Annotated in this window: 26 protein-coding genes and 1 pseudogene; 7 read left to right on the top strand and 20 right to left on the bottom strand. The window is 50.2% G+C overall.

From position 1 onward, the window contains the following. Positions 1–2: 2 nt before the first annotated feature. From J1779_RS16865 to J1779_RS16825, 9 genes are all read right to left on the bottom strand, one after another. On the bottom strand, positions 3–713 hold the full coding sequence (locus J1779_RS16865) for a putative quinol monooxygenase (protein WP_217204420.1): 711 nt from the start codon (positions 711–713) through the stop codon (positions 3–5). 34 nt (positions 714–747) lie between these two features. Next, positions 748–1344, bottom strand: a complete 597-nt coding sequence (locus J1779_RS16860) for an NAD(P)H-dependent oxidoreductase (RefSeq protein ID WP_217204419.1) — start codon at positions 1342–1344, stop codon at positions 748–750. A 36-nt stretch (positions 1345–1380) separates the two neighbouring features. Continuing rightward, the gene (locus tag J1779_RS16855) at positions 1381–1758 is read right to left on the bottom strand and encodes a DUF1330 domain-containing protein (protein ID WP_217204317.1); all 378 of its coding nucleotides are present in this window, start codon (positions 1756–1758) and stop codon (positions 1381–1383) included. A gap of 38 nt (positions 1759–1796) precedes the next feature. Continuing rightward, on the bottom strand, positions 1797–2816 hold the full coding sequence (locus J1779_RS16850) for an aldo/keto reductase (RefSeq protein ID WP_217204316.1): 1020 nt from the start codon (positions 2814–2816) through the stop codon (positions 1797–1799). An 18-nt stretch (positions 2817–2834) separates the two neighbouring features. Further along, a complete protein-coding gene (locus J1779_RS16845) occupies positions 2835–3392 on the bottom strand; it encodes an NAD(P)H-dependent oxidoreductase (protein WP_217204315.1) in 558 nt (185 codons plus the stop codon). A 151-nt stretch (positions 3393–3543) separates the two neighbouring features. Then, positions 3544–4578: an amidohydrolase family protein gene (locus J1779_RS16840; RefSeq protein WP_217204314.1), complete on the bottom strand. Its 1035-nt coding sequence runs from the start codon at positions 4576–4578 to the stop codon at positions 3544–3546. 102 nt (positions 4579–4680) lie between these two features. After that, positions 4681–5628 (bottom strand): aldo/keto reductase, encoded by a 948-nt coding sequence (locus J1779_RS16835; RefSeq protein WP_217204313.1) that lies wholly within the window; start codon positions 5626–5628, stop codon positions 4681–4683. Positions 5629–5712: 84 nt separating this feature from the next. After that, on the bottom strand, positions 5713–6402 hold the full coding sequence (locus J1779_RS16830; protein ID WP_217204312.1) for a type 1 glutamine amidotransferase domain-containing protein: 690 nt from the start codon (positions 6400–6402) through the stop codon (positions 5713–5715). Positions 6403–6410: 8 nt separating this feature from the next. Then, entirely contained in the window at positions 6411–6719 is a 309-nt protein-coding gene (locus J1779_RS16825; protein WP_056774970.1) for a hypothetical protein, read from the bottom strand. A gap of 139 nt (positions 6720–6858) precedes the next feature. On the opposite strand from J1779_RS16825, the gene J1779_RS16820 reads away from it, so the two are divergent. Next, a complete protein-coding gene (locus tag J1779_RS16820) occupies positions 6859–7758 on the top strand; it encodes a LysR family transcriptional regulator (RefSeq protein ID WP_056774967.1) in 900 nt (299 codons plus the stop codon). 82 nt (positions 7759–7840) lie between these two features. Further along, positions 7841–8443 (top strand): annotated as a pseudogene (locus J1779_RS16815) (tyrosine-type recombinase/integrase). Positions 8444–8494: 51 nt separating this feature from the next. Here J1779_RS16815 and J1779_RS16810 read toward each other — a convergent pair. Continuing rightward, a complete protein-coding gene (locus J1779_RS16810; protein WP_217204311.1) occupies positions 8495–9091 on the bottom strand; it encodes a helix-turn-helix domain-containing protein in 597 nt (198 codons plus the stop codon). A gap of 43 nt (positions 9092–9134) precedes the next feature. Here J1779_RS16810 and J1779_RS16805 point away from each other — a divergent pair, with 43 nt between their 5' ends. Next, positions 9135–9827 (top strand): B3/B4 domain-containing protein, encoded by a 693-nt coding sequence (locus J1779_RS16805; RefSeq protein WP_217204310.1) that lies wholly within the window; start codon positions 9135–9137, stop codon positions 9825–9827. Between the two features lie 274 nt (positions 9828–10101). Here the strand turns inward: J1779_RS16805 and J1779_RS16800 are convergent, their stop codons facing one another. From J1779_RS16800 to cspE, 6 genes are all read right to left on the bottom strand, one after another. Further along, positions 10102–10647 carry a cysteine hydrolase family protein gene (locus tag J1779_RS16800; RefSeq protein ID WP_217204309.1) on the bottom strand — a complete coding sequence of 182 codons (546 nt, stop codon included), beginning with the start codon at positions 10645–10647 and terminating at the stop codon, positions 10102–10104. Positions 10648–11098: 451 nt separating this feature from the next. Then, a complete protein-coding gene (locus J1779_RS16795) occupies positions 11099–11536 on the bottom strand; it encodes a VOC family protein (protein ID WP_217204308.1) in 438 nt (145 codons plus the stop codon). A gap of 695 nt (positions 11537–12231) precedes the next feature. Continuing rightward, positions 12232–12861, bottom strand: a complete 630-nt coding sequence (locus J1779_RS16790; protein ID WP_056779408.1) for a Vat family streptogramin A O-acetyltransferase — start codon at positions 12859–12861, stop codon at positions 12232–12234. Positions 12862–13152: 291 nt separating this feature from the next. Continuing rightward, the gene (locus J1779_RS16785) at positions 13153–13482 is read right to left on the bottom strand and encodes an NIPSNAP family protein (RefSeq protein ID WP_217204307.1); all 330 of its coding nucleotides are present in this window, start codon (positions 13480–13482) and stop codon (positions 13153–13155) included. A 67-nt stretch (positions 13483–13549) separates the two neighbouring features. Further along, a complete protein-coding gene (locus J1779_RS16780; RefSeq protein ID WP_217204306.1) occupies positions 13550–14032 on the bottom strand; it encodes an NUDIX hydrolase in 483 nt (160 codons plus the stop codon). A gap of 584 nt (positions 14033–14616) precedes the next feature. Next, complete coding sequence (gene cspE, locus J1779_RS16775) at positions 14617–14829, bottom strand: transcription antiterminator/RNA stability regulator CspE (protein WP_056779359.1); 213 nt, start codon at positions 14827–14829, stop codon at positions 14617–14619. A 1502-nt stretch (positions 14830–16331) separates the two neighbouring features. Here cspE and J1779_RS16770 point away from each other — a divergent pair. Further along, on the top strand, positions 16332–16646 hold the full coding sequence (locus J1779_RS16770) for an I78 family peptidase inhibitor (protein ID WP_056779361.1): 315 nt from the start codon (positions 16332–16334) through the stop codon (positions 16644–16646). Positions 16647–17461: 815 nt separating this feature from the next. On the opposite strand, the gene J1779_RS16765 is transcribed toward J1779_RS16770, so the two are convergent. The 4 genes from J1779_RS16765 to J1779_RS16750 all read right to left on the bottom strand — a co-directional run bounded on the left by J1779_RS16765 (position 17462) and on the right by J1779_RS16750 (position 22515). Further along, positions 17462–18196 carry a pirin family protein gene (locus J1779_RS16765; protein ID WP_217204305.1) on the bottom strand — a complete coding sequence of 245 codons (735 nt, stop codon included), beginning with the start codon at positions 18194–18196 and terminating at the stop codon, positions 17462–17464. A gap of 128 nt (positions 18197–18324) precedes the next feature. Beyond that, positions 18325–20055, bottom strand: a complete 1731-nt coding sequence (locus tag J1779_RS16760) for an ABC-F family ATP-binding cassette domain-containing protein (protein WP_217204304.1) — start codon at positions 20053–20055, stop codon at positions 18325–18327. A 288-nt stretch (positions 20056–20343) separates the two neighbouring features. Further along, on the bottom strand, positions 20344–21582 hold the full coding sequence (locus J1779_RS16755; RefSeq protein ID WP_122096593.1) for an MFS transporter: 1239 nt from the start codon (positions 21580–21582) through the stop codon (positions 20344–20346). Positions 21583–21837: 255 nt separating this feature from the next. Then, entirely contained in the window at positions 21838–22515 is a 678-nt protein-coding gene (locus J1779_RS16750; RefSeq protein WP_217204303.1) for an SDR family oxidoreductase, read from the bottom strand. A 408-nt stretch (positions 22516–22923) separates the two neighbouring features. Between J1779_RS16750 and J1779_RS16745 the strand changes: the two genes are divergently transcribed. The 3 genes from J1779_RS16745 (at position 22924) to J1779_RS16735 (ending at position 26830) form a co-directional block, all read left to right on the top strand. Further along, positions 22924–23943 (top strand): hypothetical protein, encoded by a 1020-nt coding sequence (locus J1779_RS16745; RefSeq protein ID WP_235533401.1) that lies wholly within the window; start codon positions 22924–22926, stop codon positions 23941–23943. Positions 23944–24151: 208 nt separating this feature from the next. Next, the gene (locus J1779_RS16740) at positions 24152–24922 is read left to right on the top strand and encodes a DUF3750 domain-containing protein (RefSeq protein ID WP_056772644.1); all 771 of its coding nucleotides are present in this window, start codon (positions 24152–24154) and stop codon (positions 24920–24922) included. 549 nt (positions 24923–25471) lie between these two features. Next, entirely contained in the window at positions 25472–26830 is a 1359-nt protein-coding gene (locus tag J1779_RS16735) for a TolC family outer membrane protein (RefSeq protein WP_082465701.1), read from the top strand. Positions 26831–26873: the final 43 nt, after the last annotated feature.

The following is a 26873-nucleotide window of genomic DNA, read 5'->3' as shown; positions in this document are numbered from 1 at the left end:
GGTCAACGGTGCGGATCCTGTTTGATTCCGCCTTTGTTACGAAGAAATACCGGTTTTACCGGGATAGCGTTCTTACTGGCGCTCATATGCGCCGTTTGCCTGAGATAGTCCCGGAAGTGTGGCGTTTGTCGGTGCAGTTGATACGCTTCCTCACTGGCGTAAATCTCATAGAAATACCAGCGGTTCGGAGTGTGTGAGTCTGTAGCGGCATACATGGCTAACACGCCTTTCTCTACTTTGAGCGACTCCGCCATTTCAGGCAGGACGATGTTTTTAAATTCGGTCTGAAATTCAGGCTTAACTTCGACGATCACCAGATTATTGATGGTCCGCTCGTCCGGTATGATGTGTTTGTCCCCCAGAAACTGTGGCTCCAGGGTGATTTTCTTTTTCCGATCGATAATGTCAGGTGCACGAGCAGCGAATGCCTTGTACGGGTCGGCATTCAGATGTTTGCGGTAAGCACCCTCGTTTTCATAGAGTTCGACCATGAATGCCTGACGTGGATTGTCGCTGCGTTGCAGGGCGTACATCGCCAGCGTACCTTCTTCATGTTCAACCGAAGCGGAAATCGTTTGTCTGGCCACGTCATCAAAATCCCTGTCCCGGGCGGGTCTGACGCCAAGCTCGAAGATATTCATCACGGGCTTATCCTGCGTGTCCGGTTTTGTTGCAAAGACAGGGCTGCTTACTAGCAGGCAAATTAAAAGCATAAGGCTCTTTTTCACGATGATCCTTTTACTGACATTACTGTTTAAGACGTTCAATCAACTGGTGTTGGTAGGAGGGAAGCCGATCGCTACTCGCGCTCTCAAAGACCAGGGGAGGAAGCCACGTCATACCGGCGTGCAGGGCGCTGGCCTTCATCGGTAAAAACACATCCGCAAGGGATACCCCGATCCTGCCGTCCGGCCCGTAAGTGGAGCTTCCCCCCGCAGCCGTACTGACAACAAACATCTCCTTTCCCTGCCACAGACCGGGGCCGACACTTCCCCAGGTTTCATTCAACCAGGCTTTCATCATCGGCGTAATATTGAACCAGTGTGTTGGGAAGATAAAAACGACACGACGGTTCTCACGCATCATTTTTCGCTCCGCGTCGCCATTAATCCGACGTGTGTCATAGCCATACAACGTCTCAAGGTTGCGAACCGTCACGCCTTCCAGACTCTCAGCGGCTTCCTGCAGCCCTTTTGTCAGAACTGAGCGTTCCGGATAAGGGTGAGAGACGATAACGAGCGTTTTAATGTCGGCCTTTTCACGGCTATGTGCATGACTAACGGGCATGAGGAAAATAAATGCAAACAAAAATAATGCTGCTGCTCTGCGCTGACGTAACACCATCATAAAACCTCCTTTGTTTTAACTGGACTGTAAGCGCTATGGTGTAACAGGGGCCAGTTCCGGTAATCCTTCTACGATATAGGTTCGCGAATTGCCGGCACGGTGACGGATAGGGATGATCTTCTGGTACGCTGCCGAGTGATACCAGTCCTGGGCATTTTTGAGACTCTCAAACTTAATAACAACCAGTCGGCCCTGTGCTCCGAACCCTTCTTTAACATCGGGTTCACCTCCTCTGACGATGAAGTGCCCACCAAATGGCCTGAAGGTTGATTCGACCTGAGCGCTGTACGGTTTGATAGCTTCACGATCGGTCACCTGAAACTCTGCGATGTAATAAGCAGGTGTTGCCGCCACTGCTGAAGCGAGCCCAGAGATGATGAAAAGAAAGGCTACAGCTGTTTTAAAAAACATGCTCCCTCCTGATTACATTTAATGAAGGTGAATAAGGGCTACCGCGTCCAGACCTGCTTAACGTCTTTCGTTTGCGGCGTGTTTTGCGCCATAATCCCCGTCAGAACATGCGGCTGGTAGGCTTCTTCCAGAAACTGGATTTCCTCCGGGCTCAGTTGAAGATTTACTGCATTTACCGCGCCATCGACGTGATCTTTTTTTGTGGCCCCTACGACAGGTGACGTGACTTTTGTCAGCAGCCAGGCGAGAGATATTTCCGTCATGGACACCTGATGCCTTTCGGCAAGTTCGGCTACACGCTCAATAATGATCCGATCCTGTTCAGCCGTGCTGTCATATTTTCCACGCGCATAGTTATCCTCCGTGGCTCGCAGAGTGTGGCCTTCTTTACGGGAGAGACGGCCGCTGGCCAGCGCGCTATAGGGAGTCATTGCGATATTATCTTCAGCGCACAGACCGAAGAGCTCTCGTTCATCTTCACGCATAATCAGGTTGTAGTGGCTCTGTACGGAAACAAAGGACGTCAGCCCTTCGCGCTCGGCAAGGGCGTTCGCCTTCGCCAGCTGCCAGGCATAGCAATTTGAAATACCAATAGCGCGCACTTTGCCCGCAGTAACGGCGGTATGCAGCGCTTCAAGCACGTCAATAACAGGCGTGTTGTAATCCCAGATGTGGTAGATGTAGAGGTCTATGTAGTCCATCCCCAGATTCTGTAGGCTCTGGTCTAGCGATCGGGCTATTGCCTCTTTTCCGCTGATCCCTCCGGCAATTTGCGCGGTGGTTCGTGGCAGAAACTTGGTGGCCAGCACGACTTCATCGCGTTTCGCCATCTCCCGTAGCGCCCGGCCAACGTACCGCTCGCTGGAGCCGTTCTGATAGGCGATGGCGGTATCATAAAAGTTGATACCCTTTTCGAGGCCGTAATGAATGATGTCGCGGCTTGCTGTTTCGCCCAGCGTCCAGCGATGCTGGCCCGTCAACGGATCGCCAAACCCCATACATCCCATGCAGATGCGGGAGACCAGTAAGTCACTTTTACCGAGCCGGGTATACTGCATCGTTATTCTCCCTCTGGATTATTCACGAACGGTATTGAGCAGATAGACAAGCCTTGAAGCGTGTTCCCGGGCAAGCGTTTTTTGCTGTGCGATTTTGTCAGCATCCCGGTCGGCATAGCTGATACCGCAGGTATAAACCGGCGCCAGCAACTTAAGATTGCACAGCCTTGCCGTGGTTTCGAACGGAATAAGATACTCTTCAATGGCATGGCCAAAGAAACCGTCAGCGGTATAGAGCGCCAGTGGCGCCCCTGTAGTGAAGGAGAGGATCAGCTTTTTGCCACCCAGTTTTGCCGTTGAGCCATGCGCGAAGCCGTGGACAAAGACCTCGTCCAGCCATTGTTTCATTAACCCGGGCAGCCCATACCAGGAAAAAGGGAACTGCCAGACAATCACATCGGCCCTGAGCAGGCTTTCTTGCTCCGCAGCGATATTGAATTTGCCGTTCGGATAGAGCCTGTCCAGACGACGAATCTCAGCATCGGGAAGAGCGGTCGCCACTTCATCAAGGATAGTGGCGTTTGCTACGGAACAAGTAAGTTCAGGATGACCTGAAACAACAAGGATATTTTTCATTTCAATTAGTTAAACATTATTTGTGAATATTTAACCCATTATAGAGTGACAACATTATTTTTTTTAGAACAGTAAAGGCTCATTCACTTTTAGGCAAAAACTAATAATGGTCGATTGTTCTCATTGTGTTCAGTCATCATGAACTAGTGAACTAAGCCGTGATGCCAAGTAAACGCTCTGTGTTGCGAAACGCGATGGCCTCTTTTTCAGCCTTGTTGACGGGGAGACTTTCGATAAATGTTTTTACACCGTCCAGGGTCTGATAGGGATAATCAACGGAGAACAGGATCCTTTCTGCCCCCATTAATTCGTAGATAAACTTGAAGTGCGGCAGTGTCAGCATACCTGACGGGGTAACGTAAACGTGTTCCTGGAAGGTTCTCGTTAGCGTTCGTGACAGACCCGTTGCAGCCAGTGGAAGACTGTCGTCAAGACGCTGTAGCCAAAATGGTAGCATCTCCCCCCAGTGGCCACTGATTACCTGCAGCTGGGGATATTTATCAAATGCGCCCGATAACATCAGCCTCAATAAATGGATCCCCGCTTCATGATGCCAGCCCCAGCCAAACATAGAGAGCCTGGCGTTGACCTCTGCGCTGAAGCCAGTGAAATAGGCCTGTTGTACGCTTTTTAACGGTAATCCGGGATGAAGATAGAGTGGCACATTCAGTTTATTAAAGCGGGAAAGCAGGGAGTCATAATCAGGATGATCGAGAAAGCATGAATAGGGTCTGCCACTCAGAAGTGCCCCTTTAAACCCCAATTCTTCAACTGTGCGGACAAGCTCTTTTTCGGCCTCTTTCGGCTGTGCCCAGGGAAGTGTGGCAAATGCCGCGAAGCGTTCCGGGTGATTTCTTACCGCTCCGGCAAGGCGTTCGTTTGCCGCCGTGTTTAATGTTACCGCTTCATCCTCGGGTGCCAGTTGGGGGAATCCTCCCACAGAGAGGATCTGCATGGTAATTCCAGCCTCATCCATATCTCTGAGACGACGGCTTCCCAAATCAACGCCTTTCTGGTTTATCCGCGAATTCTTTTCTATCTGCGGCCGGCTTCGGTCCGGATTATGACCATCAGTGACGGTTTTCCCCCAGTCGCCAAGGAAAGGCGCCTGCTCAAGCGCAACAGGCATACACGCTCGCCCTAACTCGCTGTCGAGATAATGTTCTTCGAGGCAAATGATTTTCATATTCTCACCATTCATACAAAGCAGTAAAAGTGATGCAGATTAGGATTACCCGGAACAGCCCATATGTGAGTGTCATTCATGACAGTCTGTCCCGGACGGGGTTTACACCATCGGTTTTTCCCAGGCGCCACGTGTATCCACTCTGGTCTCTGTGGCGAGTTGTTCCAGCAGGATGATTTCATCATCGCGTAACTGGATGTCTGAAGCGCTGGCGGCGTCCAGAACGTGACGGACTTTAGTCGCACCGATGAGTGGAAGGGTACCTTTCGCAATAGCCCATGCGATGGCTATCTGCGCAACGCTGGCATTCCTCTCGGCTCCCATTTTTTTCATGGCGGCGGTTAATCTCTCTATCTGCGGCAGCACTGCGTTATAACTTTCTGCCCGGCCACTCCCGGCAGGCATGGGATGATTTGAATCATAACGACCACTGAGCGCGCCTTGCTCCAGGACCATGTAAGCAAAGAACGTGATATTATTTTGTCGGCAATACTCAAGGATCCCAGCCTCTTCAGAAGCGCGATAGAGCAGGCTGTAATGATTCTGTACTGCACTGATGGAATTACCGGAGGCGTTAAGGATCTCGTTGGCTCGTCTGATTTGTGCCAGATTATGGTTGGAAACACCGACGCGTTTTACCTTACCGCTTTGTAAGAGCGGGATCAGTCCAAGCGTCCATTTCTCGACGTCGAGGGGATTATGGATCCAGTAGATATCAATCGCTTCCACGCCCAGGCGTCCGAGGCTGGCCTCAAGCATATCGCTGACAGGCTGCGCTGACTGTTCGTCCGCAATCTGCGGCGTGAATTTGGTGGATAAAATCATATACTCGCGGGAGAACTGACGGACTAATGCTCCCAGCGCTGCCTCGGAACTCCCCATGCCATATACTGCTGCGGTATCCCAGAGATTGAGGCCCTTACTCATGGCCGTGGTGAACACTTCTGCCATCTGAGTATCAGAAAGATGATTGCCGAAGACGGTGTCGCCACCGGCAAAGCCTGTGCCCCAGGACCATGTGCCCAGCGCGACGGGAGGAAATGTTTTCATATTCAGCTCCTGAAAAAAAGCCGGATCGTTGCTAACTTAAACCGGCCAAAGAGGGTGAGTAACGGTGAAAGGCAGATGAATGAATTAAGTTGGCTGGCGGAGGGCATTTAACAGCGCCACACCTACACCGTGCGCTGAAGCGGGATTTTGCCCCGTGATAAGGCGTCCGTCGGTAACCACATTTTCAGACCAGTTCGGTGCTTCATGATGAAGTGCGCCATGCTCGCGGAGTGCAGTTTCAAGCAGGAAGGGAACCACATCTGTGGTGTGAACTTCTTCCTCTTCCTTGTTGGTAAAGGCCGCCACGTTTTTGCCTTTCACCAGGTATTCGCCGCTACTGAGCTTTGCGTCAACCAGTGCCGCAGGCCCGTGGCAGACGGCTGAGACAATCCCATCACTTTCATACACTTCGCGGATAATACGCTGGGCATCCTGGCTATCGCGAAAATCCCACATGGTTCCATGCCCGCCCGCAAAGAAAACGGCGCTGTAATCGGTACCGTTCAGCTCGGATAACGCAGGCGTTGTAGCCAGGCGCTGCTGAAAATCGGTTTCGTTCCAGAACCATGAGTTGACAGGGTCACTGAGGTCAAATCCATCCACCGGCGGCTGTCCCCCGCGAATGCTGGCTATCGTCGTTTTTAGTCCGGCATCTTCCAGTACTTTCAGCGGATGCGTAAGCTCGGCCAGGAAAAAACCGGTTGGTACACCGGATGCGCCTTTAATCGGATGGCTGGAAACGACACACAGCACGGGTTTATCTGCAGGTTTCATATCGGGCCTCACTCTTTATTTTTAAATTCAGCGGCGAAGAGATTTTCCCAGTTAATAAAGGAGCCAAGCGGGATGCACTCGAAGCTTAATAAACCTGCTTTTGCCAGCGGGAATTCAGCCATTACGTTCATCGCTTCCTCGACAGAGTCACATTCAAGAAAAATAGCAACACCAGGTCTATCCTGACGGAAGTAGATGTCGCGGATGAAGCCTGATTTATACAACCCCCAGGCGTGCAGCGCTTCAGCGTTAAGGTGTGGAGCATATTTTTCCAGCGATGCTCCAGGTGCGGGGATATCCAGACATAAAATTCGCATCATAGTCTCCTGAATTCAGGTCGTTGTAGAAAGAGATTAAAGTATAAGAGGCATATTTCAGGAAGATTAGAGGGGCATTGACTTAAGCATCTTTAGACTGTACTTAATAATCAGGCGGAGATTGCTAAAGGAACACATTATGAATAACGCCCTGTATAACCAGATACGCATCTTTCAGAGCATTGCACGTGAGGGCAATATTTCGGCAGCCGCAAGAAAACTGGAAATTACGCCTCCCTCCGTAAGTAATGCCCTAAAGCTGCTGGAAGAGCATATTGGCCATCCGCTTTTTGTGCGTACGACCCGCCGTATTGAGCTGACGGAAACCGGGCAGCTGTTGCTGGAACAGACCACTGCGGCGGTGGAGTCGCTGGAAAGTTCGCTTGAAAGCATACGCGACCAGAATCAGGAGCCCTCTGGTATCGTGCGAATCACGCTCTCGCGTTTTGCCTATCTGTTAATTCTTAAGCCTGTAATGGCGAGATTCTGTCAGCAATATCCGGGTATACAGCTGGAAATATCGCTTTACGACGGTACCGTTAATATTATTGAAGAGCGTTTTGATCTTGGGATCCGTTTTGGCGATATCCTCGAAGGTGGGGTGGTGGCTCGACCGTTAATGAAACCCTTTCGTGAAGGGTTATATGCATCCTCAGCATATATCAGCGAGCATGGAATGCCTGAGGTGCCGTCAGACCTCAGTCAACATAAGCTGATTGGGTACCGTTTTATCACCAACAACCGCATCCTTCCGTTGATCCTGAACGATCGCGGAGAGCAGTTGACGGTTGAGATGCCCGGGCAGTTAATCAGTAACGATATTGACGTTATGGCTGACGGGATCCGTAACGGGATGGGAATTGGACGTTTGTTTGAACCCATCTGGCAGTTACAGCCCGACAGGGAGCTCTTTATACCCGTGATGGAGAGCTACTGGAAAACCTACCCGCCAGTGTATCTCTATTACCCCAAAAACGCGGGTAAAACGAAAAGAATGAAGGTCCTGATTGATTTTTTGATAGCCACTTCAATGGGGTGACTCACAGGCTTACCCTGACGTCCGCCTCTCGCTCTTGAGGGACAACCATACTCAAATCTCCCACACTGCTGGAGATTTGAGTATGAACACGTCACCGTGGAACAAAGACCGTATCATCGGCCAAAAAAGACCGCTTCAGATATCTCATATCTAAGGGATCCGAATCAGACTTGAACTGGAGGGGAAAACGCGCGATCTGGCCCTGTTCAACATGGCTTTGGACAGTAAGCTACGTGGCTGTGATCTAGTTAAACTCAAAGTATCAGATGTTGCATATGGCAGTTCTGTTTCAAGCAGAGCGACGGTGTTGCAACAGAAGACCGGTAGCCCAGTGCAATTTGAGTTAACTAAAGGGACAAGAGAAGCTGTTGCCGCATTGATAAAGCTTGGCAATCTGCACAGTAAAGACTACTTATTCAAATCCCGGGTCGGTTCTTGCCAACATATATCAACCCGGCAATACAACCGAATTTTTCATGGGTTGGTAGCAAAGCTTGGTCTCGAAGATTCGCTGTTCAGCACACATTCCATTAGAAGAACAAAACCTTACCTGATCTACAAGAAAACCAAGAATCTTCGTGTGATACAACTCCTGCTAGGTCATAAGAAACTGGAAAGCACAGTCCGATATTTGGGCATTGAAGTCGATGATGCGTTAGAGATCTCTGAGTCGATTGAAGTTTAAGATTGTCGGGGCTGCAACAGCAGCCCTGTGCCAGAAGCGGACACTGAATTTTCAGCGGCCTTTCTCGTTCACCGTCATGGTAAACACGGCCACGCCAGCGTCGTTGTTCATGTAGGCATGCGGCGCATCCGTTCTCGCAACGGCTGCACTTCCCTGGTTAATCACGTAAGTAGTGTCGCCGACGACGAGTGTCAGGATCCCTTTTGCGACATGGAGCAGTTCGCTGGTGCCTTCTGGATGTCCGGGAGATTCAAAGTTTTCCCCTGGGTAAAGCGTCCACTCCCAAAGTTCGACCATGTCCGGTCCGCTGGTACCGGCCAGCAATCGCGCACTGCCACCCTTTTCTCCTTTCCAGAGCACCGGGATATCACGAGAATCAATAAGATGAACGGCGGGCTTACCGGCGACATTAACAAAATCGGCCACCGATACGTTCATAGCAGACGCCAGGCGGCAGAGTAGTGCAATGCTGGGGTTGGCCCTACATCCTTCTATCTCTACCAGCATTCCCTTACTAACGCCTGAACGGCGGGAAAGCTCATCAAGCGACATTTTTTTCTGGCTGCGGTAGAGCTTTACGTGCGCGGAAACGGCCTTGTTTACCCTGGCTGCATCGGCGTCGGTCGTTATGTTGACTTTTTTGGTCATCGGTCATTATCATGTAATAAATCAGTCATTACAGGATTATCATATGCCAGCCGTGTCAACGTCAATCAGCTCCGAAATTTACCGCATCGCACCAGGATTTCGTGCACTTAGTATCAGCGTGGAAGCTACACCCGTGGCTGATGAACGGGTTGGAGAAGTCGCGCTGCGGGAAGCCTGCGAGTCAGTTCAGGCAGGGCAGCCTGCCTGGGCAGAGGCGCACCTGAACGCATGGGCGGAGGTATTTCGCGCCTTTGGGGCAAAACCAAAACGAACACCCTGTTCAGCGGAAGCTTTGCGCAAGCGGGTTCTTAAAGATGGCACGATGGCCTCTCTCGATCCGGTGGTCGATCTGTATAACGCCGTCAGCATCCGATATGCCGTTCCAGTTGGCGGAGAAAACGTTGCGGCATACACAGGAAGGCCACGGCTGGTGGTTGCAGAAGGTACAGAAATCTTTGACACCATGAAGGACGGCCAGCCGGGAAGCGAGTCACCGGACGCGGGTGAAGTTATCTGGCGTGATGATACTGGCGTAACTTGCCGCCGGTGGAACTGGCGACAGGGCATTCGGACACGCCTGAGCGTGGCAGATAGCAGAATGTGGTTCATCCTTGAGAGTCTGCCGCAAATGCCGCTGGAAGATCTGCATGCTGCCGGCAGGATGCTGACTGATGGCCTGGAAAAAATGATGCCGGGTGCGCATTGTCATACTGTTCTCATCAGCGAGCAGCTCTGAAATCGCCAGAACTGATTTGCGTGCCTGACTGGTTTTTGAAGTCTGTCTGACTCCGCAAGTTGGGAATAGAATTCATGTAGTTAAAGGGTAACAGGAGAGCGCTGAGGTGCTCTTTTCCATTTGCACGCTCCAACTTTGTTCACCATTTCAGATTACAAGTCACGACGTCCGCTTTTCGCTCTTAGCTGCTGTACGAGTTCCTCTAGTGGACAGCACTGTGCCAGGAGCGGACTTCAAACACCTTAGCCGCCCTGAGGGCGGCTCTCAGTCCAACTCATTTCTCAGAGTGAAAGGCCCAGTCAGCTGCTGTCGCGAGCGACACAAACGGGCCAGCTAGTGTGACGTTATGGTGGCTGATGATTTCATTTGCGGACAGGTAATTGTTATCCATTGTCGTGTGCGCATCTGAAATCAGCACGGTACTGAATCCCAGTTCCGGTGCTGCGCGGCAGGTAGTGTCCACACAGAATTCTGTTTTCATCCCGGCGATAACCAGTTCCTTAATGCCTCGCTGGCTGAGCTGATGCTGCAGGTTCGTACCCCGGAAACAGTTGGGGTGCTTTTTGATAAACACGACATCGTGCTCAGCGTACAAATTCATTTCGGGTATCAGTTGCGTCAACGGACTTTGCTCAGAGAAGTGAGAATCATCAGGTCCGGTGTGGCGGGCAAAAAATACGGGCACCTTAGCCTGCCTCGCTTTTTCAATCAGCAAGCAGATGTTAGACAGAACCCTGTCTGCAAAATACGGTGAGGCGGGGCCACGGAAAAGTCCCTGCTGCATATCGATAACTAAAAGCGCATTTTCAGATGAAATCATGATGTATCTCCATTCAGTAAGTCATGAACGGAGAAATTTTCTTCCCCGTCCGGTTTGGCGGGGAGTCAGAGTCTGTTTTGTCAGGAGCCAGTCACAGATACGCCCACGCCGCCGAAAGTTCCGGTGGTGGTAACGGTTGTCGCTGTATGAACTGACTTAATCATTTTCTGACTTTCTCTTATGGGTTGGGTATCGGGAACAGGAAACACAACGAATCGTAAAAAACTTCTCTTTTGTTTTAGCACTGAGATTTACCGGATTCAACAAAATTGTTACCTGAATGTTGCCGAGCTTTGTTGGCACCCCCGACCCGCAAAGGAAAGCAATTTGGCTTCCGCTTTTCGCTGTCAGCAGACCTTCAGCGTCAGGTGTTTGTCTGCTGTGTGCCATAAGCGGACTTTGCAAACATCACTGTTTTATTAAGAAGGTAACGGGTCATAACATGTGGACTTCATTGACTGCGTTCCATCAACTCAAGCGTCTGACCATCGGGGCTTTGTAAATATATTACTCTGGTTCCCTGCATGGGTCCTGACAAGACTGTCTGAGGTTTACCCGGCGTCTTCCAGCCGTAGTCCGATACTTTGCTCAAGAGCGTATTAAGATCCTCTACATTAAACGCAAGGTGAGCGTAGCCAGGGATGTAGGGTGCTGAAGGCTCTTCTGGCTGTTCAATGTTATTGTATTGCAGTAATTCAATTTTAATACCAGCCAGTTCAAGCAAAGCCATTCGTACATCAGCTCCCCTTGCGCCTGTCACTTCATCAATAATAGGTCCAGACATTTTCCCTTCGCGTAATAACTCCCCTCCAAGAATATGAGTCCAGAAAAATAATGAGTCTTCAATATTTTTAACTGAAAAACCGACGTGATTAACACTTAAGATCATGAGATTACCTGCTGGGTTTTGAAAATTTAGCATCCAACTTTCTAAAATACCTGTTTTATTTCTTCACGATAAGTGCGATGGGATTTTTTCAGGAAAAAAAAGCACAATTAAGTGCGGTCTGAAAAATATATTTACGATTCATTCACAGCGACAGCTGTACAGGTTAACTGCTCCCTGTTGATAACTACGCGACTGCGTTACAAGCCTGTATCTATTGTAGGAAAACTGCGAATGTCCGCTCCTCGCTCACAGCCGACATTTTCCATGGTTAGTGCCAACAGCGGACATCACCAGTATTAAGACTCTGGTCACTCCAAATCTGACTCTTAACCGTCCAGGAAAATAGGGCATCTTCATTAGAAGTTTTCTGGAATTTGTCGAGATAAATGAGGGTGCTTCGCCGTACTCGCTACTCCGGCTGCATTTTTCTGTTCCATCCAAAAGTGTCGGCGCAGGGCGCTAACCATTGACGGATTTTGGAATTGCACGACAGCGCCTCGGGTTCGAGCAAGCGCGCTCCGAAATTGGCATGCCGCAGGAAGCGCATATCCAGGCATTGCTCAAGTTGCCCAGCCAGCAGGGGAAAATCCATGAGGCTGTATAGTCGGGGCCATTTGATCAATTTTCGGTAGCGCAGTTGCTCCGACTCGATGCGCAAGTCATCATTTTGATATGGAAAGGCCAAACGGCAAAATCTATTCATCGAGCAATGCTTTAATATTAGCGGACGTTATTGCCGTAAGTTTTCGTGTAATTTGTTCTACAGGCCAGTCCCACCACGCCAATTTTTCCAGAGCTAGAATAATATCATCAGTAAAACGTTTCTTAATTACTCTTGCGGGATTGCCGCCCACAACTGTATATGGAGGGACATCTGAAGTAACCACGGAACGCGTTGAAATTATAGCTCCATTGCCGATCTTAACGCCTGGCATAATCATCGCCTGATAACCTATCCATACATCATTACCAATCACCGTATCACCTTTGTAGGGTAAATCACCGGGTTGAGGCATGCTTTTTTCCCATCCGTTTCCGAAGATATAAAACGGAAAAGTAGAGAAGCCATCAATTTTGTGATTAGCTCCATTCATAATGAACTGAACACCTTTTGCTATCGCGCAAAACTTACCGATGATCAGCTTGTCACCAATAAATGGAAAGTGATAGAGAACATTACGCTCGAAGTTTTGCGAGTCCTCTGGGTCATCATAATAAGTAAAATCACCGATAATGATGTTGGGATTTGTCACGGTGTTTTTGATGAAACAAACCTGTGGAAAACCCTGCATTGGATGTGTATCAGCGGGATCTGGTCCGTACATAATTTCTCCCAAAAAGTCGTTTTATTGCTTTAAAGTGAATATAGCATGAAGCCAGTAACCCTTTAAGCGTAGGCATAATATGCCCCTTTACGCGCATAGCTGTCGGTTAGATACCGCAGGCACCGGGTGAACAGCTCAGGCATGTATTAAAAAGTTCTAGTTAAAGATTTTTTTGTGAGGGCGGTCAGCCTGTATTGAACAGACGGAGGGTTGTGTCCAGATAGCGCGAGAATTTAATGGCAGGCAATAAAAAATGTCGATTGCGCGGCTATATTGTACTTAGCTGCACGATTAACTGGATCGTAAACTCTCAATTGCACTGTTGCGAAGCGTGAGAACCGATTTAACGCTGACGCTGATCCTATCGATAATGGCCTGCCGGGGGCCATGACGCCATTCTTCACTGTTGTAAAAAGATTCCTGAGAGGATTTGAGCTGGGAGAGGCTGTTATAAGCTCTGATCAGATAGTATGCGTCGTTGTCATGTGCGGATATACCAAAAGAAATAATATCCATACCCGCTGAACGGTGAAGCGGAGCACTCTCCTCCGTCATGATTCTGTGGAAGTCTTTCCCGGTGCCGGGTTTTAGGGTGTACAGCAGAAATTCGACTGTTTTCATCTTCGATATCCTTTTCATTTTCTGATCATGCTGAGCCTGAGCGTCTCCCGAGTGCCAAAAGCGAACGTTAAGGACATTGCGAGGCGTTATGTGATAACGAGTCGGTTAACTTGCCTTCAAGAATGTTACGGATCAAATCCAATGGGAAGATTGTTTCATCGGTACATCTGAGTTCTTCTATTGTCCACCAATAATGATCGCGAATGACTTTCTTTTCGTTACTACTCCACCCAGATCTGTCGATATCTGATTCATCTGTATTGATAATAAAGAAACGCTCTTCTGCAAGAACAGTCTCCCCACTGGGCAAAACCATTGTGAAGGTTCTGGATGCTATTTGCGGTCCCGTAGTACTTCTTTTCAGACCTGTTTCTTCAAGTAACTCACGCAAAGCAGCCTGCTCGAAAGATTCATTTTGTTCGAGCCCACCACCTGGGGTTGCCCAGTAGGATCTCCCACTCAGAGCATCATCTTTATGAACGAAGTTAAAGAGCAGCACGTGATTTTCAGGCGAGAGTATTATTAATCGCGATGATGGACGAATGCGCACAAAGTCACCTCAAAAGAGTTTAAAACCCTATTTAGAATTATATATAAATTAATGTATGAACAATCATTAAGCCTGAATGTTTTTAAAGCTTTAACATAACTCAAATGTCCGCTCCTCGCTCTAAGCTAACTCACCACCAATCTCAGTCTCATAGCCACACACAAGACAGTTGCCTGAAGCCGCAGCGTCCCGTCTCCCGTGAAGACACGGCTTCAGCCGTTGCTGATCAGTGCTTTCAGAAAACGTTATTGAGTGGATTCCAGACGCTTGTCCAGGTTGACCATGGAAAAAATATTATTAATATCGTTCGGGGTTATCAGGCTGACTGTGTGGAAGGGAAGGTGTTTGGTTGGAAATTACTCTTGGCTCTGCTGACAGTATCGGTTGTTGGCTTCGCACTCTTTGGCTTCATTTTTTCACTCCAGCAGCTGGGGTAAACGACCGTCATTCTTTACTGCTGTTGGAGTATTTACCGGGCCTTAAAATGAAAAAACCCGCTCAGGGCGGGTTTTTTATCACTTTCACTTATCTGCTCAGGATGTTGCCTTCATCGCTACCGTAAGTGTTAGTGCAATTATCGGCAATTACAGCGCGATAACATTTGCAGCTGAAGGGCCTTTTGCGCCGTTCTCGATAGAGAACTCCACTTTTTGGCCTTCGTCTAAGGTTTTAAAATCGCTGCTCTGAATGGCGGAGAAGTGTACGAACACGTCCTTGCTGCCGTCTTCAGGAGTGATGAAGCCGAAGCCTTTTTCAGGGTTAAACCATTTTACTAAACCAGTCATTTTGTTAGACATAGATACTTCCTTTCGTTTTTGAGCCGCTTATGCAGCGAAGATGGCCTGTTTTGCAGAGTTTTACTTATTGGGCACTTAGGAGGAGGCTCATGAAGAAGGGTATCTAGGATAACGCTTAAATGAGGACTGCTTTACTAAAACTGCTTTCATAAGGTCTGTGTTCCAAACCGATGCCGTCATAATAGACCTGGTTTGATTTTTTATGCAAGGATTAATTTTCGGTGAATAATTAAGCTGTCGAAGCACTGAAACAGGATGAGGGCAGGGGGAATCCATTATTGATGCATAAACAATAAAAGCCCTGACTGTACGAGTCAGGGCTTTTAAGGTACTGCTAACTTAAGATTTAACATTAATATACTTCGTTACTTTTTACTGCTATTTGGTACTGCTTTAAATGCACAAGTTACTACAGATAACATTGGGTACTGAAAACTATAACTCCCTCCTTTATCGATTTAAAACCACCTGACAACTTATACCAACACAAAACCAAGTCAGGCCAAACTACTTCAACTCGTACATTTCCCCTTCGCGATATATACTCTTTGATGCATGGCTTTACTTCCTTCGCGATAGTTAAACTACTGACACTCATTGCTTTCGCGAACTCATAGTTAATAAAAAACAAAGCCTTACATCATCGCGTTTGTACTAACACTTATTACACTTGCCTACAACTATTACTACAATTAACACAACTACATGTATTTCAGACTATACATCAGGTACGTCTACTTACATTTAATACTACAGCTTACGTTAACCAAGATTAATTATTAAACTAACGTATTCAATCTTTCTAAAACTAACAGAAATACACTTTCGTATCGCTGTTGAAGCTTAATTTACGGATTTTTAGTACCGTGTCAACACTGTTTTTAATAACATGTTTTTATTCATAGGGTGCGTCAGTTTGCGGATTTAAGAAGCTTCTGATTCCTTTATCTTCTGCATCTGTTTGAGCTGTATTTGCCTGTTGATCACTTTCACAGTGAAACACCTCAATAAAACTGTACTAACCCTTTATAGCGTTCGGTTCACCTGTTCGCTTCATTTCCCCTGAATGGTGAAGCTGGCAACGCGCGCACTGTCACAAGTACAGACATTTATGGCACGTTTAAATGACATCCCTGCCGGGATAATAATTTCGAGCTTAGTATCTTTATTACCCAGGTGCTCTACCCTAAGGGTAGCGCTGAGTTATTTAGCGCTAATATGTACTGATGTTTTTGCAAATGCAGACCGGCCAGTGAGCCGGTTTTTTTGTGGAGCTATCTGGAAATATGGCACCAAAAAATATTAACTTGCCCGCTGCTGCCGAAACAGTAGCCGGCCCGCCAGGGCCGTGACTCTGCCTGCTGATGGCCCGCTCGCTAAAGGGGGCTTTTTTTTTACCCAGAATTACACAAGACAGTTGCTCGCAGCTGTTCTGTCTGTTGAAAAGGCATTACGCGCTTATGCACCTGCGCACATTGATTCACTTTTGAAAGAAGAGCCCGATGATGATCAAGATAAACATGCTTGCCCTCTGCGCGCTGGCCGCGATCGGCCTGACGGGGTGTCAGAGCCATCAGGATGATGTAAAGAATGAACGCGCGAAAAACGCCGCCACCGTGCAGCAGCCGGACACCTGCAGCGCGGGTTCCTTCAGTTATCTGATTGGCAAACCGGCCTCGGCACTTGATACGCTGCGGTTCGCGCAGCCGATGAGAAACATCACACCAGACACGGCGGTAACGATGGATTACCGCGCCGAACGTCTGAATATTGAGTCTGATGAGAAAGGTGTGATCACCCGTTTGTACTGTTCCTAACCGATCTGCTTGTTTATTAAACAACTCAGGCGGGTTGCTGTGATTATTCTTAGAAACCTCATCGGAAATTAAGGTTTAGAACACAGATTTCATTACATTTTTTAATATTCAGAACGTCGATTAACCCTGTACTAAAATACAGTGTTGACACGCAGTTTATAACGAGTAGATTAGAACTTAACGCTGGAGAGGAGATGGTTAAGAGATTTATTATCCGGCGTGTATTACCGAGTAGTGAGTACCAAAGTTATTGAGCTGTAAATAAATGCGATGAAGGCCACGATGTATTTAGTATGGGTTCTTCAACACTGGGCTGAAATACCAAGCCACGTGAGAAGAGGATGTCAGGCCTTGAAGTAGAATACTGTAATCGCATCATGTGGACCATAACGCGATGATGTAAGGCCTTGTTATGAAGAGTAATGTTCGCGATTTGGGTACGTAAGTATGAAATCGAGAATGTCGCGAAGAAAGTAAGGCAACGCATCAAAGAGTCTATATCGCGAGGGCGATGTACTCATTAAGACAAATCTTAAGGATATGCCTTAATGAAATTAGCAGGATGAACGCTTATTCCATAAAACTCTAGGAGGACAGCAGTAAAGCAGTAACAAATATATCCTGTGAAAATATGTGCATCATGAGAAGTAGAGTTAAGTAATTAAGTTGATGAATGTTAAATATTAATTTGGTAGTACCCTGAAAGCCCCGGTGATTCATTACTGGGGCTTTCTCTATTTCGGGGTTGTGATAATTAGACGTCCGCGGGTATCTCTGAATCCCAAAATCCTGTGATTATATAATCAATATGATTTTTATGTTCCGCTGATGGTTCCCGCCAGGCTGGCTTCTGCCCCGAGCAACACCAAAAAACAGACCAGCGTAGATTCACGGCTGGCTTTTGCCACCGGCAGGCCGCTCGCGACATCACTGATTGCATCACCTTTCTTAAGCCGGTACTCATCAAGAGTAATTTCACCGTCCATGATATACAGCCACTGGGCAAAACCCGGATGTGACGGGATCGCGGTGGTGGAATCTTTCTCAAGCCGGATATCATAGACATACACCGCCTGATGAATTTCCAGCGGCGAATTGATCCCTTCCGGCGCAGCCAGCATGGTCCAGTGATCCACCCCGATGCCCTCCGGACGTTCCATAAACTGAACACGGCTTTCTAAATCGGCTTTGCGCGGCCGTATAAAAATTTGCAACATTTCCGTCGCGACGAGCGGGGTGGATTCCTCGTGCCAGATGCTTTTACCGGCGTTCATCATCATTAGTTTTTTCGGCGAAAGCGCCACGCGGTGGCCTGCGGCGTCTTCATGGACCATTGATCCGCGCCACAGGTAGCTGAGAATTTCATCATTGTTGTGTTCGTGCAAGGTGACCATTGTGCCTACGTCCAGCGTGGCGTGGTCGATGACGCTGAGCGGGCCGAATGCCTCATCCCCCGCGTCCGGCAGAATAAGCCCTGGCCGCATACGTCTGATTTTGAAAGGGCCGTATTCGAATGTTGTTTTAGGCGCGGCGCGCAGTACGTTAAACATAATCTCTCCGGCTGGTTTTCAGGCTGACAGGTTTTTTTAGCACACAATCTTCTCTAAAGCGCACCGTCCTGACAAAAACGGACGAATACACCAGAAATAAAGGCCGCGTCCTTGCGGCACTGCGATCGTCAGGTCAAATCCAGCAGGGCGTTCAGCTCGGCGATTTGCTGCTGCCAGCGGCTTTGCAACTCTGGTTTCTGATGTTTCGGCTTCCGCGTACGGTCTTCCTCCAGCTTACTTTCCAGATCCAGCAGCATCGCCAGCAGGCGTTCCTCTTCAGTTTCCTGCACCGGTATTGCGGATGTCTGCTTCTCGGCAGCCAACGCAACCGGCGGTGGCCCGCCTGCTAACATTGTGTAAACCGGTTTAAGGTCATGCCACTCCTCCAGCCGCTGTTTGTCGATAAGCCAGAACCGGTTACAGCTTTGTTCAATCAGCCGCCGGTCGTGCGACACCAGCAGCACTGCGCCACTGAAGGTTTTCAGCGTTTCTGCAAGCTCTTCTTTGCCTTCCATATCCAGATGGTTGGTCGGCTCATCGAGCAGTAACAACGAGTAGTTCGCCAGCGTCAGGCCGATAAACAGCAGCCGTGAACGCTCACCCCCGCTCAGCGTGCTGACCTTTTGCTGATGGCGGATGTACGGGAATCCGGCGCCGATCAACGCCATTTTTCGTTGTTCCTCCAGCAACGGAGCAAACTGTGCCAGCGCATCGCTCAGGCTGTCGTCGTCACGCAGCTGTTGCAGGCTCTGATCGTAATAACCCGTACGCACGCGGGGGTGAAAAATCACGCCGGGAACCGCTGAGTCCCGGTGGATAAACGCCTGCCACAGCGTGTGTAAAAGTGATGATTTCCCGCAGCCATTGCGCCCGATCAGCGCAATACGGCCGCCACTTTTCACCCGCATCTCTTCCAGCTTAAACAGCACCGGTGCCTCCGGCGCGGGGCGTACCTGCAAACCGGACATCGCCAGCACGCGGTCAGCCGGTAAGGCTTCACCGTTAAGCCGCAATTTCCACAGGTTACCGGCTGTTACCTCGGTTTGATCGTCCTTCAGCCGTTCTGCCTGTTTTTCCATCTGCTTGGCCTTGCGCGCCAGCCCTTCGTTGTCATACACGCTGCCCCACACCGCCAGCCGTTTGGCGCTTTTTTCCACGCGGTCGATCTCCTTTTGCTCGGATTTGCGGCGCAAAGCGTCAGCGCAGTCTTTTTCCTCCAGCGCCAGACGGGCCTGCGTACAAGGCAAACGGATAAATTGCAGGGTTTTATCGCGCAGGATCCAGGTGGCATTAGTGACGTTATCCAGCAGGCTGCGGTCATGGGAAACGAGCACAAAGCTGCCGTTCCAGTTTTTCAGAAACTGCTCAAGCCACAGCAGGGTGGGGAGATCCAGATGGTTGCTTGGCTCATCGAGCAGCAGCAAATCCGGCTGGCGGATCAGCGCCCGCGCCAGCAGCAGGCGGGTGTGCTGGCCGCCGCTGAGCGTGCCGGCGGTCAGATCCCAGGCCGGTTCGTCAAACCCCAGCGTGGCAAGCAGCACTTCTGCCTGCCAGCGTTCAGGCTGATGCAGACTTTCCGGCAGATGGTTCAGCACAGCGTCAATCAGCGAACCCCCGGTGAGCGCCGCCGGCAGATGCTGTTCAATACGCGCCATCAGACACTGGCCGGAGAGCGTCACCGTGCCGGAAGACGCGGCCAGATCGCCACTGAGGATTTTCAGCAGGGTACTTTTACCGCAGCCGTTATGGCCGATGAGCCCGATACGGTCGCCTTTTTTCAGGCCGAAGGAAATCTCAGCCAGCAGCGGGCCGAAGGTGTTATCAAAGGATAAGGATTGTGCAGACAATAATGTTGTCATGTTGCTTACTCAGGTTTTCAGGCATAGCTATGCCCATCGTCAGAAACGCCGACGATAACCGGTAAGCCGGAGGGAAGTTCTCAGGTTGTCAGTTAGCTTCGCTCAGGCGGGTTATCGCGGCACGGTGCCGGAAATACCTGAGCAGTGACGATCGCTAAGGACGAGTGAAATTAAAAAAACTTCACGGGTCAGCATGGCAATCCTCCTTATATAACGTTGGTGAATGAATGAGTTGAGTATATTGGGGATTTTGGATTTGTTCCAGTGACGAAAATCCCCGCCATACATTTATGCGGCAATCACTTCGTTTTCCAGCTTCTGCCGTTTGCGCAAGCCGGGGAACCAGGTCATCCATAAGCCGACCACGATCAGCGTACCCACACCGCCGATGGCGGCGGCAGGCACTGCGCCGAGCCAGGCCGCCATCAGGCCGGATTCAAACTCGCCGAGCTGATTTGAAGTGTTGATGAAGATGGAATTGACTGCGCTGACGCGGCCGCGCATGTCGTCAGGCGTGTCGAGCTGCACCAGTGCGCCACGGATCACCATGCTCACCATATCGAATCCGCCGAGGGCGAACAGCGCCAGAATGGATAACCACAGCGAGGTGGAAAATGCGAACACCAGCGTCGCGGCACCGAAACCGGCGACGGCGGCAAACATGATTTTCCCGACGTTGCGGTTAAGCGCCCGGTGGCTGAGCCAGAAACCGACAATCAACCCACCGACAGCAGGCGCGCCGCGCAACAAACCTAATCCCCACGGCCCCGTGTGCAGAATATCATGCGCGAAAATGGGCAGCAGGGCGGTGGCGCCACCAAGCAACACGGCGAACAGGTCCAGAGAAATCACGCCCAGCACGTCGGGGCGGTTGCGGATAAACCCGATCCCTGCGAACAGCGTTTTGAACGTCGCGGGTACGCGGCGCGGTGGCGTATGTTCGTAACGTAAACGGCTCACCATCACAATCGACAACAGATACAGCGCCGCACACACCGCGTAAGCGACACCGGCGCCCGCGACATACAAAAAGCCGCCGAGCGCCGGGCCGACCATCGCCGCAGCCTGTCCGGAAACGCTGTTCGCCGCCATGGCGCGCGCCAGCAAATGCGGCGGCACCAGCGCAGGCAACATCGATTGCAGGGAAGGCGCTTCCATCGCTTTGGCCGTGGAAATCATGAAAATCAAACTGAGGATCACCACTTCATTTACGTGATGCGTCAGTGTCAGCCAGGCCAGCGCGGCGATAGCGACCCACTCGGCAATTTGCCCGAGCAGCACCACGCGGCGGCGGTCGAACTGATCGGCAACGTGGCCGGCGACCAGCGCCAGCAACACCGACGGCAGAAACTGCACCAGGCCGATCAGCCCGAGGTCGAACGCCCGGCCGGTCATCGAGTAAATCTGCCAGCTCACCACAATGGAAAGCATCTGGAAACCGAAGCTGGATGCCGCACGGGCGATCCAGAAAGCGACAAACGAGCGGTGCTGTAACAGTGAGTCCGACTGGCCGGAGAGTGCAGACATGACAAATCCCTGAAGAAAATGAAAGATGCCGGGTCTGCGGTCGGTGACGACTCGTTAGCCCGGCAATTATTGTGTATACAAATAATTAACAAACAAGGTGAGTCGTATATTTATCACAAAACCTGCGGCAAATCTTTAACCCGCAGAGTGAACAACGTTGTCGTGCGCGGTCTGGCGGTGCAGCCTGCGGATTGCCACCATGCAAAACGGCCTCCGCAGAGGCCGTTGTTTAGCGTTTTAAACAGGCGGGAACCTTTACCAGCGCAGTTCGCGGCCGGAATATTCCACAAAATGATGGCCGCCTTTGCCGCGCCATTTTTCGAACACATCAGCAATGCCGTTGGTGCTTTCAGAGATGGTCAGCGTGGCATTTTCGCCACCCATATCAGTCTGCACCCAGCCCGGATGCACGGACAACAGCGTCTGACCCTGCTTGTCGGTTTCTTCTTTCAGCGGACGCGTCAGCATGTTCAAAGCCGCTTTGCTGGCGGAATAGAGCGGGTAGGTGGCGACGTCGTTTTCATTCAGGCTGGCCAGTTCAGACGTCATCAGCGCGATGACACCGGTTTTCGCTTTCAGCAAAGGCAGCAATTCTGTTGCGCAGCGCACCGGGGAAAACGTGTTGGTCATAAACAGCCTGACGATCTCTTCATCATCTGCCTGATTGACGTCCTGATGATCCGGGCCGAATGCCCCTGCGTTAACAAAAATCAGGTCGAACGTGCTGTCTGAAAGCGCATCTTTCACCGCGTTGCGTTCATCAGCTTTATTGATGTCCAGCTTCAGCCACTCTGCAGAGGCCGGGCTGCCGGCAGGAACCGCATCACGCGTCGTCGCAGTGACCTGCCAGCCGCGTTCTGCCAGAACATTTACCACGCCTAAACCGATACCGCGCGAGGCGCCAATGATCAATGCTTTCTGAGAATTAGTCATATTCATCCTTTTGTTCAATGGGTTATATCAGATATTCGTTTTCAGCCTTTCGTCATGTTACCGGCAGTATGCGGCAGAGCCCGCGGGGCGGCAATGGCTCGCTGTCCCATTTTCCCGGTGTGCGGTTGACGTCTTCACGTTTTACGCACCGGCCGGTTTTATAAAATAATTAAAATAGTTTCATTGCGAACAGGTAATGATTTTTAATGAGTTTTTGACGAATTTGACTTAAACGGACGTCGAATTTGCGGTGCGACAGAGGCAATTTCCCGTTTTATGGCTAATCTTATTTAAGCTGCTGTCAGGTTTATATATTTAATATGGCCTTTTGCGGTGGTTCTCAGGAGTTTAACGTACCTTATTTGCTTTTTTTTAATGAAAAGTATGGTAACCAATGGAGATATCAAAATGATTGAAAACCCTAACCCTGCACCAGGGCATTACAATAATACGCTGGTTGAACCGGTAAATTCTGTTCCCCTTAAACGTATTTCATGGAGTGCGGTATTCGCGGGTGTCATTATTTCAATGGTGGTTTATCTGCTGTTGTCCATATTAGGTACCGCGGTCGGAGCCAGTACCATTGATCCGCTGAAAGAACAAAATCCGCTGGACGGTCTGGGTATGGGCGCGGCCATCTGGACCGGTGCCAGTATGTTGATCTCCATCGCGGCCGGTGCTTACGCCAGCGGCCGTCTGGCCCAGCGCGAAGGTGCGCTGCATGGTCTGTTAATGTTTGGCGTCAATACGCTGATTTGCGCCTGGTTCCTGCTGGTGGTGGTGAATAATGCCATGAGCGGCGCAATGAGCGTGGTGGGTTCCGGGTTGCAAACGTTAGGCAGCGGAATATCCGCCGCCGCGCCGCCGGTGACTCAGATGGTAAAAGATAAACTGGGCGAGAATAATATTAACCTCGACAGTTTACAGAATGAACTTGAAACCACGTTGCGTCAGACGGGTAAACCGGAATTACAGCCGGAGAACTTGCAAAATAAAGCGGAAGGTGAAGTCAATAATGCACAGGCGCAGGCCGGTGATACCGCGAACCATCCGCAAACTGCCGACACTGATTTGACCAACTTTATTAAGGGCCTTATTTCCCGTAATGAAGCGACATTCCAGGCCGCTGACCGCGAAGCGCTGAAAAATATCATCAAAGCGCGTACCGGTAAAAGCGATCAGGAAGTAGATCAGATTGTCAGCCAGGCTGAGAAAACCTATCAGCAGGCGCGGGCAAAATACGAAGAACTGAAACAGCAGGCGGAGCAGAAAGCCCGTGAAGCTGGCGAGAAAGCCGCTGCCGCCACGGCGAAAGCCAGCTGGTTCGCCTTCTTTATGTTAATCGTTGAAGCCGTACTGGCCGGTGCGATGGGCATGTTGGGTCGCCGCACTCAGCCTGAGCCGGTGTTTACACATCAGCGTCATTAACGGCTAAGTCAGTTGTCGTTTTTACCCGGAGGGAGATAGCGATATCTCCCTCTTTTTATGTGCAGATTTACCCCGCGCCGCCGCGCATCCCGCAACATTCCCGTACCTCCCTCCCGCCTGAACGCCCGCAAATGTCATGCGTTATTGCCACCCTCCGGCGCAGTGCGTAATGTGGAGGTTTCGAACAATTCTCTCAGGTGAAAAAAGCATGATCACCCTTAAATGGTTTAGCCTCGTCTTTGTCTGTGTTTTGCTGCTGTCATTTGGATACAGCTATGCCAAAGCGACCCAGACCAAAGAAGAACCCGTGCAAAACTGGTCAACGGCACGCCGTGATTCCGCCGGGATTGCACCCGATCCGGTTAAGCTCAAAGACACCGCGATTGTGCAGATTTACGTTGCACCCACTTACGGATGGCGCGGGCTGGTCGCCGTCCACCCGTGGATTATTTTCAAACGTGAAGGGGAAACCGCTTTTACCCGTTACGACGTGGTCAGCTGGGGCAGCGACAACGTCGTTCGCCGCAATTACGCCATACCTGACGGCTACTGGTTTGGTTCAAGGCCGAGAAAGCTGGTCGATCACCGGGGCGCGTCAGCGCAGGCGCTGATCCCGCAGATCGAAGCGGCCATCAAAAATTACCCTTATCCGCATACCTATCACGCCTGGCCGGGCCCGAACAGTAATACCTTTATGGCGCATATTGGCCGTGAAGTGCCGGATCTCAAGCTAGATATGCCGTCGAATGCGATCGGTAAAGACTATCGCGGCATCACCAATCCGATCGGTTTACCGCCGTCGGGGCGTGGCGTTCAGGTATCGGTGCTGGGGCTTCTGGGCGTCACGATGGGCGTGGAAGAGGGCGTGGAGGTCAATGTGTTAGGGCTAAATCTCGGCATTGATATTAAGTCTCCGGCGCTGCGTTTACCCTTCATCGGGCGTGTGGGTTTTGATAATCCCGGCAATGCCGAACTCTGAGCAGATACCCCTTCAACACATCAGTTTCATTAAACAATTCCGCCGTTTTTTATTCTGCTGATTTTTCACCTTTGCCTGAAGTGATTCAGGCAAAACACCCTAAGGAATTATTCAGAATAATCGTTCGCTTTTCTCTCATTTCACCCTTCTGCCACGCTGTATAAGACAAATTCTGGTGATTTTCTTTGTAAGGATTTCGCAAATATTCCTAGGATTTGCCTGACTTTTGTAAAGCTTTTCCGACGATTGTGAACGAATTCCCTGATTTCAGTGTGCTTTTTGTCACTTCACGACATCTTTTTGTGAGAAAAATAACACCCTGATATCACAGGTAAATTCATTCATCTGATGAATGCAAAACTTAGGATTTTTCGCACCGCGTGAATGTGTCCTCCGATTGTTTCAGAGCGTTCCGACGGTTTTCGGCCACTATTTCTGAGTGAGGAACATTGCAATAATGATGCCGTAAGTGAAAAGGAAGAGATGTTTCGGAAACAGTGCGACAGCGGCACGAGGATGTTTCCGACAGGATACCGACAGGAGCGTCAGATGAAAAAAATGCTTAAGAGTGTCGTAACAAAGTGCAGCGTGCTCACTCTGTTTCTGACGCTGCCGTTTATCACACAGGCCGCCGTTTCAGAAACGGCGCCACAGTGGGCCACTGCGCCGTCGATGAAAGGCATGGATTCGGTGGATCTGAAAACCGCCATTTTGCAGGCATTTTCACGCAGCCCGTCCGTTACCCAGCAGGCGTATCAGATGGGGATTGGTCAGGCGCAAATCCGCGAAGCGCAAAGTGCGTGGTATCCGCAAATCGGGCTGACCGCCAATACCGGTAACTCGACGCAGCAGGACTCCTTCAACAGCCTGAACAATGCGGCGGCTTACGGCCTGACGCTCTCACAGCTGGTTTACGATTTCGGCAAAACCAACGCCAGTATTCACCAGCAGAAATCTGCGCAGGAAAGCTATCGCTACAAACTGCTGGCGACACTGTCTGACGTCGCCGAACAAACGGCAACGGCGTATCTCGATGTGCTGAAATATCAGGATCTGACCCAGGCGGTGCAGGATAATATTAATGCGCTCGAAGAAGTCCGGCGAATGTCCTCTTTGCGCGCCGATGCCGGATTAAGCACCCGCTCGGATGTGTTGCAGGCGCAATCACGTATTTCCGGGATGCGTTCAACACTGAAACAATATCAGGCGAGCTTATCTGCGGCGAAAGCCCAATTAGCGTCGCTGACCGGCGTGAAAGCAAATCATTACCTGCCCGTGTCCGGTGTGAATTTAGATCCGCCGGTCATGCCGGATAATATTAATTATTCGCGTGTGCCCTCCGTGTTATATGCGCAGGCGCAACAAGAATCCGCCTCATTTGAAGTGAATAAAGCCAAGTCTGATTATTTACCGACCCTGAGTTTACAGGCCAGTCGAACCCGTTACGAAACAACCAATAACCCTTACTGGAATAATCAGATCCAGCTGCACGTGAATGCTCCGCTCTACCAGGGAGGCGCGGTTTCCGCCCGCGTCAGCCAGGCGGAAGGGCATAAAAACATTGCCGCCACGCTGGTCGATCAGGCCAAGCTGGATGTACTGCAAAAAGCCTCTGTGGCTTATGCCAACTGGGCTGGCGCACAAGGGCAGTTGCAGGCCAGTGCGGATCAGTTGCAGGATTCAGTCCGCTCGCGTGATGTGTACAAAAACGAATATAAGCTCAATCAGCGCACCCTGAATGACTTACTCAGCGTGGAACAGGATGTATTCCAGGCGCAGTTTTCACAGGTCAGCGCCCGATACGACAGCTGGTATTCGCAAATAAATTACGCCACGGCGATGAATGATTTATTGCCACAACTCGGTATTAACCAGGGCGTGAGTCAGTCACTGCCTGATTTAAAGTAACCTGCAGTTCCGACAGAAAAACAATGCCAGGTTAATGGCGTTG

This window comes from Rahnella rivi (assembly GCF_019049655.1).
GTDB classification, from domain to species: Bacteria; Pseudomonadota; Gammaproteobacteria; order Enterobacterales; family Enterobacteriaceae; genus Rahnella; species Rahnella rivi.
The sequence above is the reverse complement of the archived record's forward strand: the minus strand, read 5'-3'. Positions and strand labels throughout refer to the sequence as shown.